A 19,971-nucleotide genomic window follows, 5' to 3' on the forward strand; every position below is an offset into this window, starting at 1 on the left:
TGGCTTCGCTGTATGGGTAGCCCGAGCTTGATCATTATCTTGATGATCGTCGTGTGGGTCATCGTGCTGGCACCACTCGTATTTGGCAACAACAAACCAATTCGCCGCTCCGGCGAAGGGTACGACGAGACGAGGGTCCTGCACACCGGTGGTACGGAACCCATGGAGGTTCGTCGCCGCCCACGCGTGACCGCTGCGGACGTGCACCTGCACGACGAAGACACTGCGGACGTGGAACTCGTCGAAGCCGTCGAACACGAGCCAGCTGCCAGCGAAGTGCTCATCGATGACAGTGCGGTCATCCGAAACTTCTTCTCGAAGAACCAGGAAGACGCTGGCTCCGAAGAAGATACCGACTCAAACGTTATTGAGGGAGAGGTCATCGAAGCGGAACCAGCCGAGGACGAGTCGGTTGAGGCCGAGACCGCTGAGGCTGAGTCTGCAGATGCGGTGGAGGATGCTTTGGACGATGCTTCCGACGACGCTGAGGCTGTAGAGCTCAGCGCTGCGGAGGATTCGGCAGCCTCGGCAGCAGAAGCTGAAAGCATCCCGGATTCGTACTACTCCACAGCAGACTTCGGATACGACACCGGGGTCACGGCGGAAATGGACGTCGAAGAGATTGCCTCGGAGGACGTCGAGGACCAGCAGGGCGCTCAAGAGGAAGAGGTCGCCGTCACTGACGAAGACCTTGCGTTCGCTGAGGCCCGCCGTGGCCGTGGCGGGTGGGACCCCGACCGCGCGCGCAGAGCGCGCGAAGATCGCTTCATGCGCCGTCAGCGCACGTTCCTTGGCCTCATCATCGCCTGCGTGATCACGTTTGTGGTCGCGTTCGTCGCAGGCGGCTGGACATGGATCCTGCCGGCGGCCTCCGTCGCCCTGACCGTCTGGTTTATGGTCGTGCTTCGTAGCGTCGTCCGGCAGGAGCGCGCGCTGCACCGCCGCCGCATGCGCCAGCTGCGCCGCGCCCTCGGGTCCCTTGGGTCCGCTGGTGTGCGTGAACGGGCAAGCGGTTCGAGATTTTCCGCTCTTAGTCATCCGCGCCTGTCTCTTATACCCTCCTGGATGTGTATAAGACACAGCTCCCCCGCCGCCGCATGCGCCAGCTGCGCCGCGCCCGCCTCGGCGTCGCTACTGCAGATTCGACGCACCCCAGGCAGGAGTGGCCACGTCGATACGGTGAATCCGTCGCCATCGACCTTGACGACGCCCACCCCGACTTCGCCGACCTCCCCGAAGCATCCTCCGTGATCTTCGAAGACCCCACGGATACTCGCCCCTACCCATACGGCGAGGACGGCAACCGCACCCCACGAGCGAGCTAAATCGCCTGGGTAACCGGACGATTTAGCATCAGCGGAGAAGAGGAGTAACCTCTTCTCCAGCGAGGGGCTATAGCTCAGTTGGTAGAGCGTCGCGTTCGCAATGCGAAGGTCAGGGGTTCGATTCCCCTTAGCTCCACAGTTCCGTAAAACCCCAGGTCGTTGGTGGCCTGGGGTTTTGTTGTGTTTGTGCTGGCTCCAAATTCCGGGTTTTTCGGCAAGCGGGCTGGCAAAAGCCCAGGTCGCATGATTGGGCTAGTGGATTGCGGTGCCCAGCCAACGTTCAGGAACGCTTAGAACAGAGCAACCAACGTCGCTAGAGTGCTACAGGAGTGCTACACGCAAGACAGCCGAAGAAAAGGAGAACCTCGTGGCTACAGAACGGATCCGCCGAGCAGTACTGGTGGTTGCGCTGCTGAACTTGGCGTACTTCTTCGTTGAGTTTGTGGCGGCTGTCTCGATTGGGTCGGCGTCGTTGTTTGCGGACTCGGCGGACTTCCTGGAGGATACAGCGATTAACTTCCTGGTGTTCTTCGCGGTCGCTTGGCCGGCATCGCGGCGTCGTACGGCGGGCAGTGTGTTGGCGGCGTTGATTCTGATTCCGGCGGTCGCGGCGGTGGTGACCGTTGTTGCGAAGGTGCTGGACCCGGAGCCGCCATCGCCGGAGGGCCTTACGGGGGTCGCGGTTGGTGCGCTCGTGGTGAATGTCGTGTGCGCGGTGATTCTGCTGAGGCTGCGGGACCAGGGGTCGTCGTTGGCGACGGGGGCGTGGCTGGCGGCGCGCAACGACGCACTGGCGAACCTGCTCATCATTGCGGCCGGGTTGCTGACGTTCGTGTGGTCCACTGCCTGGTTCGACATCATCGTTGGCGCCATCATCGCAGCGGTGAACTTCTCAGCTGCGAAGGAAGTCTGGGAGGCGTCCCGCGAGGAGTACGACTCGGTGGAGGAAGCCTTCGCAGAGATGGATGAGGACTAGCTCCACACCCCGGAGGCTCCTCGCCGGTGCGTGCCGACCAAGTTCGTGTCGATGATGCCGGTGGATTCCATGAGCGCGTACATCGTGACGGGGCCGACGAAGGTGAAGCCGCGCTTCTTCAGATCGCGCGCGAGGCGGCGTGACTCCTCAGACTGCGTTGGAACCTCCTCCATTGTGCGGGGTGCAGGTGTGGTTTCTGGCTGGTAGGACCAGATAAAGGTTGCAAGATCCGTGCCGGATTCCCGCAACTCGCGGGTGGCGGACGCGTTGGTGAGCACCGCCTGGAGTTTGCGCCGGTTGCGGATCAGGGAGGCGTCGTCAAGAAGATGTTCGATTGAGTCCATCCGTGCGAGGGCGTCGGGGTCGAATCCGTAGAAGGCTTCGCGTAGGGCGTCGCGCTTTTGCAGAATGAGCTTCCACGACAATCCGACTTGGAACCCCTCGAGGCAGAGGCGCTCGAACATTCCGGCCTCGTCGCGGATGGGCATGCCCCATTCGGTGTCGTAGTAGTGGCGTAGGAGCGGATCGTGTGCGGCCCAGGGTGGGCGGCTGAGTCCGTCGTCGCCGGTGATTGGGAATTGTTGCTTCGTTTCTTTATCCATACGTAGTTTGACGTTTTTCTGTCTAGTTCGGTTCCTTGAGTACTCTAGTGTGCATGAACAGGCCAGCAGTTCGAGATTTTGCGCTCTTAGTCATCCGCGCGGTGCTCGGGATCGTGTTTGTTGCGCGTGGGTACCAGCGCTGGTTTGAGCTGGGAATGCGGCGCACTGCGGAGGACTTTGCGGCGATTGGGGTGCCTCAGCCGACGCTGTCGGCGTACCTGGCGGGATTCGTTGAGCTGGTTGGGGGAGCGTTCCTCGTCATTGGTCTGCTGACTACGATCGTCGCGTCGGTACTTGCATTGTTGGCGGTGGCGGCAACCTACTTCGTGCATTTGAGCAACGGTTTCTTCATTGCCGATGGCGGTATTGAATACACGATGGTGCTCGCCGCGGCGTTGTTCGTGGTCATCGTGTTCGGGCCGGGGCGCGCAAGCTTGGACGGGGTGCTTACACGTGATTAGCCATGACGAGATTCAGGCCTGCCTGTCCGCGCGGCTCGACGGGGAGCAACCATCGCTTGACGACGCCATCGTGGACGCCCACCTGGCGCAGTGCGAGGAGTGCGCCGCGTTTTGGGAGCAGGCGCTTTCCTTGTCGCAGACGGTGCGCTTTGCAGAGGTTGACGGCAATGTGGCTCCTCCGAGCGACCTCGCTGATGCGATCCTCGCCGGGGTCAACGACCCGTGGCACGCGATGATGCAGCGCCGACAAGTCAACGTGATGATTGGCAGGGCCGCGCTGTGTGCGATCGCGGTGTGCTGGATTGTGTGGGCCATCGTTGGGGTCGTCGGTGTGGGCGAGGCGTTGGCGCAGACTCCCGAGGTCGCCGCAGCCACGCTGATGGGGGTTGCGGTCCGCTTCGGCGTGGGCCTGTCGTTGGGGCTCGCGTCCTGGAAGCCTGCCCAGATCCCCGGCATCGTGTTGATCGTGGGGACGATGTTCACGTTTACCCTGGGGTTTGCGGTGCTTGATGCTGTGCAGCGTATCGGAGCAGTGGCACCGATGACGGTCATCGCTCCGGGAATCGCGTTGTTGGCGCTCGCCTGGACGTGGATCGCGGACAAAGGCGTGGCCATGCGCCGCGCGTGGCATTTGCTCAACGCAGACCCGACCGGCCTCTAGCGAACTATTTCCAGCTCGGGAACCACATGAGGGACTCGTAGTAGCCGTCGGTGACTCGAAGGCCGTACAGGATCGGGCCCCAGTAGACGAAGCTTGCCGCCACAACGGCGAGGTAGACAATCACGATGATTTGGCCGGTGCGAATCGGGGCGCCGGTCAGCTTCACCAGCCACTTAGGTTCCCGTAGCGTGCCTTTCTTCGCGATGTTTCCGAGCGCCAGCGCGAGCAGCACTGCGGTAAACGGAATGAGCGCGGTGGCGTAGAAAAAATACATCTGGCGGTCGAACGCCGCAAGCCACGGCAGGAAGCCTGCGGCGAAGCCGATGACTGGCACGATGACGCGGAAGTCGCGTCGGGTAATCCAGACCCACGCTGCCCACAGCAACACGGGGATGGTGAGCCACCAGATCGCCGGGGTGCCGAACAGCGAAATCATTTCGCGGCAGGTGTTGCCGTCGCCGCACTCGATGTCGGTGGAGGAGTAGTAGAGGATCGGGCGTGCTGCGACGAGCCACGCCCACGGCTTGGAGTCCCATGGGTGCGAGTGCCCGCTAGAGCTCGTGAGGGAGCCGTGGAACTCAAGCACGGAGAAGTGGTAGTACAGCCATCCAGCAGCGGCATCCGGCAGGTTGGCCAGCCATGGCCAGTCGGATCCTGCGATCGTGCCGTCCGCCAGGGAGTGGCGGTACACAGAAGTCTCAGAGGCGAACCATGCGCGCCACGACCAGATATAGAGGAGTGCGGGCAACAGCACGATCGAGGCGAGTGCAGAGGGCACGTCGCGCACCAGTGCGCCAGCCAGTGGCTTCTCGACGCCATAACGCTTTCGCAGCCACAGATCCCAAAACGCAGACATTAGGCCGTAGAACGCGATGTAGTACAGCCCCGACCACTTCACACCGAGTGCCAGTCCGAGCAACACACCGGTTGCGAAACGCCACCAGCGGAACCCGAGGCGCGGCCCGTACGGACCCGAGGACTGCACAGCACCTGACAGCCAGGCGTCGTGCCAACGCTGGTGCACCTGACGCATGTCACCTGCGAGCGTCCACGCGGCGGCGACGATGAACAGCACCTGGAAGATGTCCAGCATGCCGAATTTGGCTGCGACCAGCAGCACGCCGTCGAAAAGCGCGATGACGCCTGCGATGGCTGCGATCGACGTCGACTGGCTCACGCGGCGAGCGAGCAGGAACGTGAACACGATGACTGCGGTACCAAAGAGCGCCGTCATGATGCGCCAACCCATCGGGGTGTAGCCGAAGATGGTTTCACCAAGCGCGAGGAGCTGCTTGCCCAGCGGCGGGTGCACCACCAGTCCATAGCCGGGGTTGGACTCGATGCCGCCCAGCACTGGGTTAAAGGAGCTGCGCACCATGTCCCAGCCCTGCGGCACGTAGTGCTTCTCGTCGAAGACCGGGGTGCCAGAAGACGTCGGCTGCACCAGCCCGAGGAAGCGGGTGAACAGCGCGAGGACCGTCAGTACCGCCAGCGTCACGGTGTCCCTGCGATGCCATGGCACACTGACTGGTGCTCCCGGCTGGGGCCTGCCAGGCTTCATCAACGCGGGCGTTGGCGACGCTTCACTCTGGACGGTATCGATGGGCGCATTGGTATTCACGTGAATGGATACTACTGTGTTCGCCGCATTATCTGTAGCTGCACCTAGTATCTATTGCATGGATAGTGCAGACACTCAAGCGACGTTGCAACACCAGTTTCCAACACGTGGGGTAGTGCTGGCCGCTACGCCGCTCGGCAATATTGATGACGCCTCGCAGCGGCTTCAGCACGCACTCGCGAACGCAGACGTGATTGCGGCGGAGGATACGCGGCGCACCCGCGCGCTAGCGGCAGCCTTGGGGGTGGAACCGCGTGGGAAGATCATCTCGAATTTTGACCACAACGAAGAGCAGCGGCGGGACGAGTTGCTCGTGGCTGCTCGCAATGGCGTTGTGCTCGTGGTGACCGACGCCGGCATGCCGATTGTGTCCGACCCTGGCCTTTCACTCGTTGCAGCGGCACACGACGCCGGCGTCACCGTGACTTGCCTGCCTGGCCCCTCTGCTGTCACGACGGCGCTTGCGCTCTCAGGCTTGCATGTAGGGCACTTCATCTTCGATGGCTTTGCTCCACGCAAGGCAGGCGCGCGGGAAGCCTGGCTCAAGGAGCTTGTGCACCAACCGCGCGCCGTGTGCTTCTTCGAATCACCGCACCGACTGGCACAGACGCTTGCCGACGCCGCTTCGGTCCTCGGCCGCGATCGACGTGCAGCGGTGTGCCGCGAACTGACAAAAACGTACGAAGAAGTAAAGCGCGCGACACTTGGTGAACTCGCCGAGTGGGCCAAGGACGGAGTGAGGGGAGAAGTCACCGTTGTCATCGAGGGCGGTGACGCCGCAACAGCGGAGCCCGAAGACCTTGTGGAACTCGTCTTAGAGCTGGTAAGCGGGGGTATGCGGATGAAGGATGCAGTGAAGACTATCGCGAAGCAGCACGGGGTGAAATCGGGCGAATTATATGACCTCGCTCAGGAAGCTCGCAGCGCGGAATAGTCAGACTTTTTGGCTGAAAATGGGCACTACGTGGACGAATTGGATTAGATATAGCAGCCGAATTCAGTTAACCTGCTAAAGCTTTCTTATTTTCTATGGAATTGAGGAGAATTTTTCATGTCTCAGGGAGACCTGACCCAGGATCCGCATGATCCTGATGCAGAAACTCGGAGTACTGAACAGATAAATTCCGATGAAACCGAAATTGCCGCACCGTCTGCGACGAGCGAGCTTGCCGAGCTCATCGTTGCAGAGCGGCGCGGGGAGCGTAAAGAATCGGTCGACGCAGAGGAGCAGGTTGAGCTTGCTGCGGAGGACGAGAACGCGAAGATTGACTGGAGCATCGTTGTTCCGCTTCTCGTCGTGGTGGCGGCCGTCGTCGCTTGGGGCCTGTTAGCAACAGATAGTTTCTCGAGCTTTGCTGATACGTCCTTCAGCTGGGTGATTAACAACCTTGGCTGGGCGTTCGTGCTCTTCGGCACGATTTTTGTGTTCTTTGTCTTGGTAATCGCGTTTTCGAACTTCGGTACGATCCGCCTGGGCAAGTCGGACGAACAACCGGAGTTTAGAACGTCGTCATGGATTGCGATGATGTTCGCGGCAGGCATGGGCATTGGTCTGATGTTCTACGGTGCGTCTGAGCCGCTGGCGATGTACCGCGATGGTGTCCCTGGCCACCAGCCACACGAAGTGGGCACTGCGCTCGCGCAGACAATGTTCCACTGGAGCCTGCACCCATGGGCGATTTACGCGGTCTTGGGCCTTGCGATCGCGTACTCGACGTTCCGCCTCGGCCGCAAGCAACTGCTCTCTAGCGCCTTCATCCCGCTGATTGGTGAAAAGGGCGTGAACGGTTTCTGGGGCAAGCTCATTGATGGTTTTGCAATTTTTGCAACGATTTTCGGTACCGCATGTTCGCTGGGCTTGGGCGCGATGCAGATTAGCTCGGGCCTGAACGCTTCCGGCTTTGTGGATTCGCCGTCGACGAAGCTGACGGTCGGCATCGTGTCCGTCCTGACTCTTGCATTCCTGCTGTCCGCGATGTCGGGCGTCGGCAAGGGGATCCAGTGGCTGTCGAACTTCAATATGGCGATTGCTGCGTTGCTGGCTATTTTCGTGTTCGTCTTCGGCCCAACCGTCAGCACCCTGAACTTCTTGCCGACGGGCGTCGGCGCATACCTGTCCCAGTTTTTTGAGATGGCTGGCCGTACCGCTGAGAATCAGAACGGTGAAGCAGGAGACTTCCTGTCCGGTTGGACCATCTTCTACTGGGCATGGTGGATTTCCTGGTCACCATTCGTTGGTACCTTCCTGGCACGTATTTCCCGTGGCCGCACCATCCGCGAGTTCTGCCTCGGTGTCATGCTGATCCCGGCAGGCCTGTCCACCGTGTGGTTCGCAATCTTCGGTGGTACTGCGATCAAGTTCGAGCAGGAGGGCCGCTCCATCTACGGTGAAGGTACCTCTGAGGAGCAGCTGTTTAACCTGCTGCACCAGCTGCCTGGTGGCTTCTACATTGGTATTTTCGCGGTGATCCTGCTGGGTACGTTCTTTATTACTTCGGCGGACTCGGCTTCGACCGTGATGGCGTCTATGTCGCAGAACGGTAAGTCGGATGCGAACCCATGGATCGCAGCTGTCTGGGGCCTTGGCACCGCATTCGTTGGCCTGACGCTGCTGATCGCTGGCGGCTCTGACGCGCTGGGTGCGCTGCAGTCGGTGACGATTGTCGCAGCAACGCCGTTCTTGCTCATCCTGATCTTGCTGATGTTCGCGATTGTGAAGGACGTGTCCAACGACACTATTTACCTGGACAAGAAGGAACAGGATCGCTTCAACCGCCAGTTGGCTATTGAACGCCGTATGCACCGCGACCAGCTCGAGCTTGATAGGAAGAAGGAGCAGGTCAAGCGCATGTTGCGTCCGCGTAACTAAGCTCTGACATCCTGCGGTGAATACCGCTCATGGCCCCGATATGACCCGAAACATGGGTTGTGTCGGGGCCATAACTTATGCTTAAGGGCATGACTTCTGCGAAGACTCAAAAAAATATCCTTGTGTGCGTTGCGTGGCCATATGCGAACGGCCCCCGCCACATCGGCCACGTAGCTGGTTTCGGGGTACCTTCTGACGTGTTTGCGCGCTATCAGCGTATGGCTGGCAACAACGTCCTGATGGTCTCCGGCACCGACGAACACGGGACCCCGCTGTTGGTGCAGGCGGACAAGGAAGGCGTGAGCGTCAAGGAGCTCGCAGACCGCTACAACGAACAGATCGTGCACGACTTGGCCGGTTTGGGTCTGTCCTACGACCTGTTTACTCGCACGTCGACTCGTAACCACTATGCCGTGGTGCAGCAGCTGTTTAAGGGACTGTACGCCAACGGTTACATGATCAAGGAGACGACGCAGGGCGCGATCTCTCCTTCGAATGGCCGTACGCTGCCGGACCGCTACATTGAGGGCACCTGCCCAATCTGCGGCGCGACTGACGCTCGTGGTGACCAGTGCGATACCTGCGGTAACCAGCTGGACCCAGCAGATCTGATCAACCCTGTCTCCAAGATCAACGGCGAGACGCCGAAGTTTGTTGAGACCGAGCACTTCATGCTGGATCTCCCGGCGCTGCACGACGCGTTGAAGACGTGGCTGAGCACCCGTGAGAAGTGGCGCCCGAACGTGCTGAAGTTCTCGTTGAACCTCTTGGAGGACATGCGTCCGCGCGCAATGACGCGTGACATCGACTGGGGCATCCCTATCCCGGTCGAGGACTGGCAGGACAACCCATCGAAGAAGCTCTATGTATGGTTTGACGCGGTGGTCGGCTACTTGTCTGCCTCGATTGAGTGGGCGGAGCGAAGCGGTAACCCGGATGCGTGGAAGACGTTCTGGCAGGACCCAGAAACGGCGAGCTACTACTTCATGGGCAAGGACAACATCACGTTCCACTCACAGATCTGGCCAGCGGAGCTGCTCGGCTACGCGGGCAAGGGCTCGCATGGTGGACAGGAACACGAGCTGGGCACCCTGAATCTTCCGACTGAGGTTGTGTCCTCGGAGTTCCTGACCATGTCCGGTTCGAAGTTCTCGTCTTCGAAGGGCGTAGTCATCTATGTCAAGGACTTCCTGAAAGAGTTCGGTGCGGACCCGTTGCGCTACTTCATTGCGGTGGCCGGACCGGAGAACAACGACACGGACTTCACCTGGGACGAGTTCGTGCGTCGCGTGAACAACGAGCTGGCGAATGGCTGGGGCAACCTGGTCAACCGCACTGTGTCGATGGCGCACAAGAACTTCGGCGAGGTTCCAGAACCAGGAGAGCTCGCCGAAGTGGACGAGAAAATCCTTGAATTGGCGGAATCCACGTTTGTTTCCGCAGGCAAGGACTTGGCCGAGGCTCACTTTAAGAGCGCGATCACCAAGATCATGCACGTGGTCGGGGAGACCAACGCGTACATCGCGGACCAGGAGCCGTGGAAGCTCGCGAAGGATCCGGAACAGCGCACTCGTCTGGCGACGGTCCTGTGGACCGCACTGCAGGTGGTCAGCGACTGCAATGCGATGCTGACCCCGTTCCTTCCGCACACGGCGCAGAAGGTACACGAGACCCTCGGCCGGACTGGTGTGTGGGCGGCAGAGCCGTCCATCGTTGAGGTTCGCGATGACGCTGACTACGATCTCGTCGGCGTCGGCCTGCCGGAGCGCGGCCAGACCTACCTCACCATCACCGGCGACTACTCCGAGCAGCAGGCGACATGGAAGCGCGTGCCAATGGAGCCCGGCGTGGCACTGTCGAAGCCGAAGCCACTGGTGGCGAAGCTCGATCCGGAGCTCGGGGAGACCGGCCCGGAGTGGGCGCCTGTGCAGTAACGCTGCGGCAGCGCTAGAGTGCTTCGAGTGTTTGCTCTTGTACTTTTCGTCGCTGTCATTAGTGCCTCACTGAATTTGCGTGCGGGCATTGCCTCCGTCGGGTCTGTACTTGACCAGGTCAGCGCATACTATGACGCCCCGGCATGGGTCGGTGGCGTCATCACGGCGATCCCCGGCACGCTCTTCTTCCTGGTCGGTATCTGTGCGGTACCGATTGCGCGGCGGTTTGGCCTCACCCCCGTCATTCTGGGCGCTGCGGGGTTGCTGACCGCGGGCTTGGGGTTGCGCCCCTTCGCACCCGATATCGCGATGTTCTTACTCGCGACGGTGGGCGCGGCCGGCGCCATCGCACTTATGAACGTGTTGCTGCCTGCGTGGATCAAGCAGCACGGTGGGCGCTACATCGTCGCCCTGACTACGGTGTACTCCGTAACCCTGGGCTTATCGTCGGCGGCTGGCCCGCTCAGCGCGTTGGTGACACCCTCGTGGCAGTCGGCACTCGGCCTGTGGGCGGTGACGGCTGTCGTGCAGCTGGCGGTTTGGGTATTTGTGCTCTTCAAATTCGGGAGGGACATCCCCGGGAGCAAGGCTTCGACCCCGCAGGACGGCGCGGTTGCTACGCCAGAAGCGCCGGTGTGGAAGTCGCTCACTGCGGTGGCCTTGATGCTCTTCTTCGGGTTGCAGTCAACCAGCGCGTATATCCAGATGGGGTGGTTGCCCGCCATTTTCATTGACGCCGGGGTTGCCCCTTCCACCGCAGCCACGGGACTCGGGCTGCTTGGCGCGGTAGGCATGGTTGGTGGGCTTGTGCTGCCGACGGTCATCTCTCGCGCGCGGACGCTGACGCCGCTGGTGGTGCTGTTTGCGCTCTCGACGGCCACTGGGTATCTCGGTTTGTACTTCGCACCGGCAGCATCACCGCTGGGCTGGAGCTTCCTCCTGGGCTTCGGCGGGTGCTGTTTCCCGCTAGCAATCGCACTGATCCCGGCGCGCACACGCGACCCGCTAGTCACTGCACGGCTGTCGGGTTTTGTGCAGCCGGTCGGGTACGTGCTCGCGGCAACGGGTCCGCTGCTCATTGGCGTGGCCTATGGGCGGATTGGGGAGTTCCAGCCGATCCTGATCGCGCTGGTCATCATGGCGTTGGTCATGGGGGTTGTTGGCATCGTGGCGGCGCGTCACGTCGTTATTGACGACGAGCTTAGTGCTGCAAGCCACTGAGGAACTGTTCCAGGAACGTGGTGAGTTTGCCGGTTGCGTCGTCGTCGAAGCGGGCGTCGACAACCATGATGGGGGCGGTGTATTTGGGGGAGTTGGTGTCGGCATCGCGGACGACGACGAGGTCCGTGCCGTAGTCATCTTTCAGGAGTTTCCAGGTAAATCCGTAGTCGCGGACGAATGCGTCGCCGAGGGCGGTGCCGACGATACGGGCTGTGTCGCCGCGCGGGTAGCTGCGTTGTGCGTCGCGGGGAAGTGCAAGGAAATCCTCGAGTAGCCCTTCGAACCGCTCGATGATTACTCGTGCAGGGCCATTGAGCCTCTGCGCCGCTGCCTCGGCGAGTGCGTTGTCGATGCTGGTTTGGGTCTGTGCGTCAATCGCGTGGAATGTCATAGGCTCTATCGTATGAGCAAAAAGAAACCTCGCCCGACACCAGTACCAGCAGCCCCTATACCAGGGCTTATCGACGCCCACACCCACCTGGCCTCTACCGGAGCCACCACGCAGGCGGATATCGATGCGATTATGGAGCGTGCGTTGAGCGCCGGTGTGGAGCGGGTATGCACCGTGGGCGATGGGCTCGCGGAAGCAGAGCAGGCGCTTGCTGCCGCGCACATGCATGAGGGCGTGTTCGCAGCGTGCGCGATCCATCCGACGCGAGCCGCCGAGCTCGACGACGCGACGCGGGAACGGCTCACGCAGATGGCCTCGGACGCTCGGTGTGTTGCGGTGGGGGAGACAGGCATCGATACGTATTGGATCCGCCACGACGCCGAGAACACCGCTGACCTTGCCACGCAAGAAGAGGCGTTTCGTTGGCACATTCAGCTCGCCGTGGACTCCGGCAAGGCATTGATGATCCATAACCGTGAGGGGGATGCGGACATGATGCGGATTCTCGCGGATACGCCGAAACCGGAGCATGTGATTTTGCACTGCTTCTCCTCGCCCCTTGACGTGGCGCGGGAGGCGATTGAGCGTGGCTATGTGCTCTCCTTTGCCGGCAACGTTACGTTTAAGCGCAATGAGGAGCTGCGGGAGGCCGCGGCTCTGGCGCCGGTGGGCCAGCTGCTCATCGAAACCGATGCGCCGTATATGACCCCGGAGCCGTTTCGAGGTTCGCGCAATGAGCCATCGCTGATTGGGCATACGGCACACGTGGTTGCGCAAGCTCGGGGAGTGGACGTCGAGACGCTGGCGAGCGAGGTATCCGCTACCTTCGATCGCGTCTATGGTCTGGGATGATGCTGTGCACGTGTCCGGGAACACACTGGGCGCAAGTAAGCGTTGTCCCAGGTCGGCTGTGAGTGGTGTGAATCGCGTGGCGCGAGTGAACGTGTCCACCATGGTGTGCAAACATGTGCTGGTAAAACGGTAGAAGTTACCGTATTGTTATCGAAGTATTATTTCGTGACGAAGGGGAATGACGCTTTATGGGCTCGCGTATCCAGCACAACAACACCGCAACGAAGCGAATCGCCGTCGGGGCACTCGCAGGTGTTGTCATTGCAGCCGGTACCACCACGGCGCTCGCCGCGCAGAAGGACGTCACAGTGGACGTCAACGGTGAGGCGACCTCGCTGAAGACCTTCTCGGGTGACGTCGCGGGTGCGTTGCAGGCTGCGGGCGTTGAGGTCAAGGACAGTGACGTTGTGTACCCGGCGCCTGCTGAGAAGCTGTCGAACGGCGATACCGTGACCGTTCGTACTGCGAAGCCAGTCGCCGTCGTCGTCGACGGGGTGGCAAAGGAAATCACCTCGACAGCGCTGACTGTTGGGGAAGTCATGGACGAGGTGGGTGTGTCCCCGGCTTCCTCGTCGGACCTGGACAAGGACACCAAGCTTGTCGACGGCCTCAATGTCGACGTGACCACCCCGAAGATCATCGCGATCAATGACGGCGGGAACGTGACCTACGCGTCGGTTGCGAAGAAAACCGTAGGCGAGCTCCTCGCGGACCGTGGCATCACCTTCGACTCCGATGATCGTTTGAACCACCCGCTTGATGCCGCGGTGTACCCGAACATGGAGATCGTGCTCGACCGCGTCAACGTGGTGAAGCGTGCTGAGGTCCTGCCAATCGAGGCACCGGTTGAGTACGTCGATGATGAAGAGCTGGAAACCGGCAACGAAGAGGTGCTGGAGGAAGGCAAGGACGGGGAGAAGGAAATTCTCCACGAGACCGTTCTGGTCAATGGCAAGGTTGAATCCGAGGGCATTGCAGGTGAGCGCGAGGTTCGTGCGCCGAAGGCGGCGAAGGTGCGACGCGGTACCAAGGAGTCGGCGAATGCTCCCGCAGTAGCAGCTGGTTCGGTATGGGACACGTTGGCGCAGTGTGAGTCTGGCGGCAACTGGTCCATCAACACGGGTAATGGCTACCACGGCGGCTTGCAATTTTCTGCGTCGACGTGGGCAGCGTACGGCGGCACCCAGTACGCGCCGACCGCTGACCAGGCGACCCGCGAGCAGCAGATCGCAATCGCCCAGAAAACGCAGGCATCCCAGGGGTGGGGTGCGTGGCCTGCATGTACCGCACGGATGGGGTTGCGCTAACCTCGTCAGGTATGAGCGAAACCCAACTGCTTGGCCCGGTAGAAATCCGTGAGCTTGCGGCTGCACTAGGTGTCACCCCAACGAAACGGCTGGGGCAGAACTTCGTGCACGACCCGAATACCGTGCGGCGTATCGTTGCCGCAGCGGAGCTTTCCCCAGACGACCGCGTGGTCGAGGTCGGTCCTGGTCTCGGGTCACTGACGCTTGGCCTGCTCGATGAGGCAGCGCACGTGACAGCGCTTGAGATCGATGACAGGCTGGCACAGCAGCTGGGTAAAACCGTGGAGCTTCGCGCACCTTCGGCCGCGAGCAAGCTGGATATCGTGCACATGGATGCACTGAAGACTACGCAGCGTGATGTTCCCGGGGAGCCAACGGCCCTCGTTGCGAACCTGCCGTACAACGTTTCTGTGCCGGTGTTGTTGCACCTGCTTGCGGAGTTCCCCTCCATTCGCCGCGTGCTCGTGATGGTGCAGAAGGAGGTGGCAGATCGTCTCGCAGCGAAGCCAGGCACGAAGATTTACGGCGTTCCTAGCGTAAAAGCAGCGTTCTATGGCGAGGTCTCGCAGGCAGGGACCATCGGCAAGCACGTCTTCTGGCCGGCTCCGAATATCGAGTCCGGGCTTGTTCGCATCGACGTCGATCCGGGGCGCGACCGCAGCGTGCGCGACAAGGTTTTCCCACTTATCGACGCCGCCTTCGCCCAACGCCGCAAGACGCTGCGTTCAACGCTCGCATCGGTGTACGGTTCCCCCGTGGAGGCCGAGGCAGCCCTGCGTGAGGTCGGCATCGATCCTGGACTGCGTGGCGAGAAGCTTGGAGTGGAGGACTTTGTCAGGCTAGGGGAGGCCCGATGAGCGGCAACACGCGGGAGTTTGTTGCATCAGCGCCCGGCAAAGTGAACCTACACCTCGGCGTCGGCAACGCGCGTGCCGACGGCTACCACGAGTTGGTAACGGTTTTCCAGGCCGTCGAGCGCCGCGAGCGAGTTCGCATCGTCGTCGAGGATGAGTCGGCATGCGTCGAATCTGGCTCCGTGGTCGTTGGGATGCAGACGCACTTCCACGTGGACGTACCAGACGAGGATATCGATACGCCTCGAAACCTGACGTGGCGTGCGGTTGATGCCGTCGTCGACGCCGTCCGGGCCCGCAGTGGCGTGCAAGGATTGTCGTTGCCGAAGGCGAAGCTGGTCGTCGACAAGCATGTGTTTGTGGCAGGCGGGATGGCGGGCGGTTCCGCAGATGCCGCGGCTGGGCTCGTCGCGGCGAACGCCTACGTGGAGCGGTACTGCGGTGAGCGGCTCAGCGAAGAAGATCTCTACGACCTTGCAGCCGGGCTGGGAGCGGACGTGCCGTTCGCACTCCACGGCCACACAGCGCTTGGCACCGGGCGTGGCGACGCCCTCGTTGAGGTCCTCGGACGTGGCACGTACTGGTGGGTGTTTTGCAACCCGAAGATTGGGATTTCGACGGGCAAGGCCTTCGAAACGCTCGATGATCTGCGCCACGACAACCCGGCGCTCGTACCGCATTTGGACACGGCCGCGCTGTCGCAGGCACTCGTGACGGGCGACCCGCGCGAGCTAGCGAAGCACCTGCACAACGATTTGGAAGCTGCAGCGGTGGCGATGCGCCCACGCATCGCAGCCCTGATCACACGCATCGAATCCGAAACTGAACTTGTAGCCCGAGCGATCGTTTCCGGGTCCGGGCCGACGATCGCCGCACTGTGCTTCGACGAAGAAGCCGCGCGGACCCTCGAAACGGTGCTGCGTGACAGCGTCGAGGGCGTCGAGGTGTTCTGTACTTCCGGCCCGTCTGCGGGGGCGCAACTCGAGGCGTAGGCTACGATGGGTTTGCTATGGCGAACCTGATCAACCTCGAAAACGTATCCAAAACCTGGGGCTTAAAAACACTGCTCGACGGTGTCTCCCTCGGAATCCAGACCGGCGATCGCATCGGCATCGTGGGCGTCAACGGCGGCGGGAAAACAACGTTGCTTGAGGTGCTCACCGGCATCGAAGCCCCGGACAGCGGGCGCGTGTCGCACAACTCTGACCTACGCATGGCGGTGGTGACACAACGCTTCGAAATTCACGACGACGCCACCGTCGGCGACGTCGTCGTCAAACCCTTGGGTCTCGAGACGTACGAGTGGGCGTCGAATAGCAAGGTGCGAGAGGTTCTCCAAGGAACAGGCGTGGCTGCCCTCGGGCTGGACACCCCGGTCGGGGAGCTTTCTGGTGGTGAGCGGCGCCGCGTGAGCCTCGCCGCGGCCCTTGTGCAGGACTTAGATCTCGTCGTGCTTGACGAGCCGACGAACCACCTTGATGTCGAGGGTGTGCAGTGGCTGGCATCCCACCTCATGCAGCGCAAACTCGCAGTCGTGGTGGTTACGCACGACCGCTGGTTCCTCGATACCGTCGCTACGCTGACCTGGGAGGTCCACGACGGCACCGTCGACGTCTACGAGGGTGGCTACAATGACTGGACGTTCGCCCGCGCCGAGCGTGCCCGCCAGGCCGACGCCATCGAGCAGCGTCGTCAGAACTTGGCGCGCAAAGAGCTCGCGTGGCTGCGCCGAGGCGCCCCCGCACGCACGTCAAAACCGCGCTACCGCATCGAAGCAGCCGAAGCTCTCATCGCGAATGTCCCGCCACCACGCGACAAGGTCGAGCTGATGGCGTTTTCCAAGCAACGCCAGGGCAACGTCGTCATCGAGTTTGAGGACGCCCGTATCGACGCTCCTGACGGGCGCACGCTCGTCGACCACCTCACGTGGCGGCTCGCGCCGGGCGAGCGCATCGGCCTTGTTGGTGTCAACGGTTCCGGAAAGACGACGTTGCTGCGGACGCTTGCCGGTGACTACCCGCTTGCTGCCGGCAAGCGCATCGAAGGCCTGACCACACGGATTGGGTGGCTGCGACAGGAACTCGACGACCTCGACCCAACGAGGACGGTGCTCGACTCTGTGGAGGATGTCGCGCACTACATCACGTTGGGCAAGAAAGAGGTTTCGGCCTCACAGCTCGCGGAGCGCCTCGGGTTCAGCCCGAAGCGCCAGCGCACACCTGTTGGGGACCTCTCCGGCGGTGAGCGTCGTCGGCTCCAACTGACGCGTGTGCTGATGAGCGAGCCGAACGTTTTGCTCCTCGACGAGCCCACCAACGACCTCGACATCGATACATTGCAAGAGTTGGAAGACCTGCTTGATGGTTGGCCAGGGACGCTCGTGGTGATTTCGCACGACCGCTACCTCATCGAGCGTATTGCAGACACCACGTACGCGTTGTTCGGCGACGGAACACTCAGCAACCTGCCGGGCGGGATTTCGCAATACCTCGAGCAGCGAGCTGCCATGGACACCCAAACGGGTCCACTCGATTTGGGGGAGAAGACCGAGAACGCCGAAAAAGCTGCTCCCGTGGAGGAGCCACGGCTTTCATCGCAGGAAGAACGTAAGATCCGGAAGCGGATGAAAGCGCTTGAGCGCAAGATCGCGACGGCAGAAACTCGTGCCAAGGAGTTGGAAGCGCAGATTGCCGACATGTCGGGTGAAGACGCGCCGGATTTCGAAGCGATCGGCGCGAAGACGCAGGAATTGCAGCGCACCAACGATGGCCGCGATGAGCTAGAGATGGAGTGGCTTGAGCTTGGGGAGCAGCTCGAGCACTAAATTGGGTACCCGTTATTGATCTTCTCGATCAGGTCGTTCACAATACGACCCTGCTCGAGAAGTGCTTCCTGCAGGTAGTCGGACGCCTCGTGGCGCTTTTCTTCGCGCAGCAGCTCCACAATGTGCTCGTTGACGGAGATGAACTGGCGGTTAAACGACGGCTGCTGCTGAATAATCGGAAGCGTTGCCAAGCGCATGAACGCGTCAAGCTGGTCCATGGTGTCACCGAGGGTCTTCGAACCCATTGCGGAAAGTACCACGTGGTGGAATGCCTGGTTCACAGCAGTCAGCAGGTCGTCGTCGTCCTGTGCGATTGCCTCGCGGGCTTCAGTGTTGAGTTTTTCGAGACGGTCAACATCGAGCTCTTCGCCCCAAAGGAGAGCCGCAGGCTCGATTGCGGCGCGCGCACGGTAGGTGTCAGTGACGAAGTCCGGGGAAGGAGTGGCGAGGAATACGCCACGGTTCGGAATGCGCTCACAAAGACCTTCTGACGTAAGCATTGCAAATGCTTCGCGGAGGGTATTTCTGGATACCTCGAAACGCTCAGCGAGGGCAACCTCGTTGAGCTTCTGGCCTGGGGAGAACTCACCACGCGAAATCGCGCGGCGGACCTCAGAGGCAACGTTTTGAGCAAGCATGGCATCCGTAAGTGTAGAACTATTTATTTAAGCTAGTCAGCAATGGTAAATAGAACCATCGGCCGACAACTGTTACGAGTATAACGCATCTATTGTTGAACAATTAACTGAGCAGCTTCGTAGCCAAAAGCGTCGGCTGACAACAATGCGAGATATGCGTAGGGTGGTGGCATGATTTTGATCAACGTTCGTTACAAGCCACTGCCAGAATACGTCGAGACATTTCGTCAAGAGGTAGAGGAATTCACCAACGCAACCCGCGCAGAGCCGGGCTGCATCTTCTTTGACTGGTACCGCAGTGAAGAGGATAAGAACGAATACCTGCTCATCGAGGCATTCCACGACGATGCCGCGGAAGCGCACGTGAACTCCGATCATTTCCGCGCCGCCCAGGAGCTGTTCCCGAAGATTCTGAAGGAAACCCCGACCATCATCAATACCCTGATCGAGGGTAAGACCGAGTGGGATACCATGGCTGAATTCAAGGTGGACTAGCCGAATCGGCTTAATTTCTCCCCGCTTTATGGGTACGGTTAGTACCTATGAGTGAAGAGAAGAATTCCACCAAGCCCCCGAAACTTTCCAAGAAGGCGTACGAGAAAGAACTCGTACGCCTTCAAGCTGAGTTGGTGGCAATGCAGCAGTGGGTCGTCAAGACCGGAGCGCGTGTTGTCATCGTGATGGAGGGGCGCGACGCGGCAGGCAAAGGCTCCGCAATTAAGCGCATCACCCAGTACCTGAACCCGCGCACCTGCCGTATTGAGGCGCTGCCGAAGCCAACTGAGCGCGAGCAGACGCAGTGGTACTTCCAGCGCTACGTCGAAAAGCTCCCCGCCGCAGGCGAGATCGTCATCTTCGACAGGTCCTGGTACAACCGCGCCGGCGTTGAGCGCGTGATGGGGTTCTGCACCACGGAGGAATACCGTCGGTTCCTACACCAGACACCGATCTTTGAACGCCTCCTCGTTGAGGACGGCATCATGCTGCGTAAGTACTGGTTCTCTGTATCGGATGAAGAGCAGTACAAGCGATTCCAATCCCGCCGGGAAGACCCGCTGCGCCAGTGGAAGCTCTCGCCAATGGACCTCGAGTCCATTACAAAGTGGGAGGACTACTCCCGAGCCAAGGATGAGATGTTTATCCACACGGATATTCCTGCGGCGCCGTGGTACACGGTTGAGTCGGAGGATAAGAAGCGCTCGCGCATCAATGTGATTTCTCACCTCTTGTCGACGATCCCCTACGAGCACATTGACCCTGATCTGCCAGAGATCCCTGAACGCCCAGAGATTATTGACTACGAGCGACCTCCGCGCGACGAGTTCCGTTACGTGCCCGATGCTGCTGCAAAGCTGGAACTCTCCAAGGTGAGCAGCAAGAAAAAGAAGAAGGGCAAGAAGAACTCCTAGTTTGGTGTGTTGCCCAAATGGAGAAA

At 60.8% G+C, this 19,971-nt stretch carries 19 protein-coding genes and 1 tRNA gene; 16 read left to right on the forward strand and 4 right to left on the reverse strand.

All coding sequences use genetic code 11. The annotated features are described in order from the left end of the window. Positions 1-12 precede the first annotated feature (12 nt). From glpR to BQ4436_RS07130, 3 genes are all read left to right on the forward strand, one after another. Complete coding sequence (gene glpR, locus BQ4436_RS07120; protein WP_070976127.1) at positions 13-1,251, forward strand: divisome protein SepX/GlpR; 1,239 nt, start codon at positions 13-15, stop codon at positions 1,249-1,251. Positions 1,252-1,388: 137 nt separating this feature from the next. Further along, positions 1,389-1,461, forward strand: a tRNA-Ala gene (locus BQ4436_RS07125). Between the two features lie 231 nt (positions 1,462-1,692). Further along, positions 1,693-2,301, forward strand: coding sequence for a cation efflux transmembrane domain-containing protein (locus tag BQ4436_RS07130; protein WP_070976129.1), 609 nt, complete (start codon positions 1,693-1,695; stop codon positions 2,299-2,301). Here BQ4436_RS07130 and BQ4436_RS07135 read toward each other — a convergent pair. Further along, entirely contained in the window at positions 2,298-2,903 is a 606-nt protein-coding gene (locus tag BQ4436_RS07135) for a DNA-3-methyladenine glycosylase I (RefSeq protein ID WP_070976131.1), read from the reverse strand. The genes BQ4436_RS07130 and BQ4436_RS07135 overlap by 4 nt on opposite strands. A 53-nt stretch (positions 2,904-2,956) precedes the next feature. Between BQ4436_RS07135 and BQ4436_RS07140 the strand changes: the two genes are divergently transcribed. Both BQ4436_RS07140 and BQ4436_RS07145 read left to right on the forward strand, forming a co-directional pair. Next, positions 2,957-3,364: a DoxX family protein gene (locus BQ4436_RS07140; RefSeq protein ID WP_070976133.1), complete on the forward strand. Its 408-nt coding sequence runs from the start codon at positions 2,957-2,959 to the stop codon at positions 3,362-3,364. Then, positions 3,357-4,025 (forward strand): zf-HC2 domain-containing protein, encoded by a 669-nt coding sequence (locus BQ4436_RS07145; protein WP_070479267.1) that lies wholly within the window; start codon positions 3,357-3,359, stop codon positions 4,023-4,025. Before BQ4436_RS07140 ends, BQ4436_RS07145 begins: the two co-directional genes overlap by 8 nt. Before the next feature lie 4 nt (positions 4,026-4,029). Here the strand turns inward: BQ4436_RS07145 and BQ4436_RS07150 are convergent, their stop codons facing one another. Beyond that, complete coding sequence (locus tag BQ4436_RS07150; RefSeq protein WP_070976135.1) at positions 4,030-5,586, reverse strand: dolichyl-phosphate-mannose--protein mannosyltransferase; 1,557 nt, start codon at positions 5,584-5,586, stop codon at positions 4,030-4,032. 118 nt (positions 5,587-5,704) lie between these two features. On the opposite strand from BQ4436_RS07150, the gene rsmI reads away from it, so the two are divergent. The 4 genes from rsmI (at position 5,705) to BQ4436_RS07170 (ending at position 11,670) form a co-directional block, all read left to right on the forward strand. Then, a complete protein-coding gene (gene rsmI / locus BQ4436_RS07155; protein ID WP_070976136.1) occupies positions 5,705-6,580 on the forward strand; it encodes a 16S rRNA (cytidine(1402)-2'-O)-methyltransferase in 876 nt (291 codons plus the stop codon). A 117-nt stretch (positions 6,581-6,697) separates the two neighbouring features. After that, on the forward strand, positions 6,698-8,515 hold the full coding sequence (locus BQ4436_RS07160) for a BCCT family transporter (RefSeq protein WP_083329489.1): 1,818 nt from the start codon (positions 6,698-6,700) through the stop codon (positions 8,513-8,515). 89 nt (positions 8,516-8,604) lie between these two features. After that, on the forward strand, positions 8,605-10,449 hold the full coding sequence (gene metG, locus BQ4436_RS07165) for a methionine--tRNA ligase (protein ID WP_070363552.1): 1,845 nt from the start codon (positions 8,605-8,607) through the stop codon (positions 10,447-10,449). 27 nt (positions 10,450-10,476) lie between these two features. After that, the gene (locus BQ4436_RS07170) at positions 10,477-11,670 is read left to right on the forward strand and encodes an MFS transporter (RefSeq protein ID WP_143000850.1); all 1,194 of its coding nucleotides are present in this window, start codon (positions 10,477-10,479) and stop codon (positions 11,668-11,670) included. Here BQ4436_RS07170 and BQ4436_RS07175 read toward each other — a convergent pair. Further along, positions 11,651-12,061: a DUF3806 domain-containing protein gene (locus BQ4436_RS07175; protein WP_070976140.1), complete on the reverse strand. Its 411-nt coding sequence runs from the start codon at positions 12,059-12,061 to the stop codon at positions 11,651-11,653. The genes BQ4436_RS07170 and BQ4436_RS07175 overlap by 20 nt on opposite strands. Before the next feature lie 12 nt (positions 12,062-12,073). On the opposite strand from BQ4436_RS07175, the gene BQ4436_RS07180 reads away from it, so the two are divergent. The 5 genes from BQ4436_RS07180 to BQ4436_RS07200 all read left to right on the forward strand — a co-directional run bounded on the left by BQ4436_RS07180 (position 12,074) and on the right by BQ4436_RS07200 (position 17,898). Continuing rightward, the gene (locus BQ4436_RS07180; RefSeq protein ID WP_070362809.1) at positions 12,074-12,913 is read left to right on the forward strand and encodes a TatD family hydrolase; all 840 of its coding nucleotides are present in this window, start codon (positions 12,074-12,076) and stop codon (positions 12,911-12,913) included. 188 nt (positions 12,914-13,101) lie between these two features. Next, a complete protein-coding gene (locus tag BQ4436_RS07185; protein WP_070362808.1) occupies positions 13,102-14,220 on the forward strand; it encodes a resuscitation-promoting factor in 1,119 nt (372 codons plus the stop codon). A gap of 11 nt (positions 14,221-14,231) precedes the next feature. Continuing rightward, positions 14,232-15,077, forward strand: a complete 846-nt coding sequence (gene rsmA / locus BQ4436_RS07190; RefSeq protein ID WP_070363551.1) for a 16S rRNA (adenine(1518)-N(6)/adenine(1519)-N(6))-dimethyltransferase RsmA — start codon at positions 14,232-14,234, stop codon at positions 15,075-15,077. Further along, positions 15,074-16,066 carry a 4-(cytidine 5'-diphospho)-2-C-methyl-D-erythritol kinase gene (locus BQ4436_RS07195; protein WP_070362807.1) on the forward strand — a complete coding sequence of 331 codons (993 nt, stop codon included), beginning with the start codon at positions 15,074-15,076 and terminating at the stop codon, positions 16,064-16,066. Before rsmA ends, BQ4436_RS07195 begins: the two co-directional genes overlap by 4 nt. A 17-nt stretch (positions 16,067-16,083) precedes the next feature. Continuing rightward, entirely contained in the window at positions 16,084-17,898 is a 1,815-nt protein-coding gene (locus BQ4436_RS07200) for an ABC-F family ATP-binding cassette domain-containing protein (RefSeq protein WP_070976142.1), read from the forward strand. Here BQ4436_RS07200 and BQ4436_RS07205 read toward each other — a convergent pair. Further along, complete coding sequence (locus BQ4436_RS07205; protein ID WP_070479279.1) at positions 17,895-18,536, reverse strand: GntR family transcriptional regulator; 642 nt, start codon at positions 18,534-18,536, stop codon at positions 17,895-17,897. The two genes, BQ4436_RS07200 and BQ4436_RS07205, sit on opposite strands and share 4 nt — an antisense overlap. A 171-nt stretch (positions 18,537-18,707) precedes the next feature. Here BQ4436_RS07205 and BQ4436_RS07210 point away from each other — a divergent pair, with 171 nt between their 5' ends. Both BQ4436_RS07210 and ppk2 read left to right on the forward strand, forming a co-directional pair. Beyond that, positions 18,708-19,031, forward strand: a complete 324-nt coding sequence (locus tag BQ4436_RS07210; protein ID WP_070362804.1) for a putative quinol monooxygenase — start codon at positions 18,708-18,710, stop codon at positions 19,029-19,031. Between the two features lie 47 nt (positions 19,032-19,078). Beyond that, a complete protein-coding gene (gene ppk2, locus BQ4436_RS07215) occupies positions 19,079-19,945 on the forward strand; it encodes a polyphosphate kinase 2 (RefSeq protein ID WP_070362803.1) in 867 nt (288 codons plus the stop codon). Positions 19,946-19,971 lie beyond the last annotated feature (26 nt).

The sequence above is a fragment of the Corynebacterium sp. MC3 genome (assembly GCF_900099485.1).
GTDB classification, from domain to species: domain Bacteria; phylum Actinomycetota; class Actinomycetes; order Mycobacteriales; family Mycobacteriaceae; genus Corynebacterium; species Corynebacterium pseudogenitalium.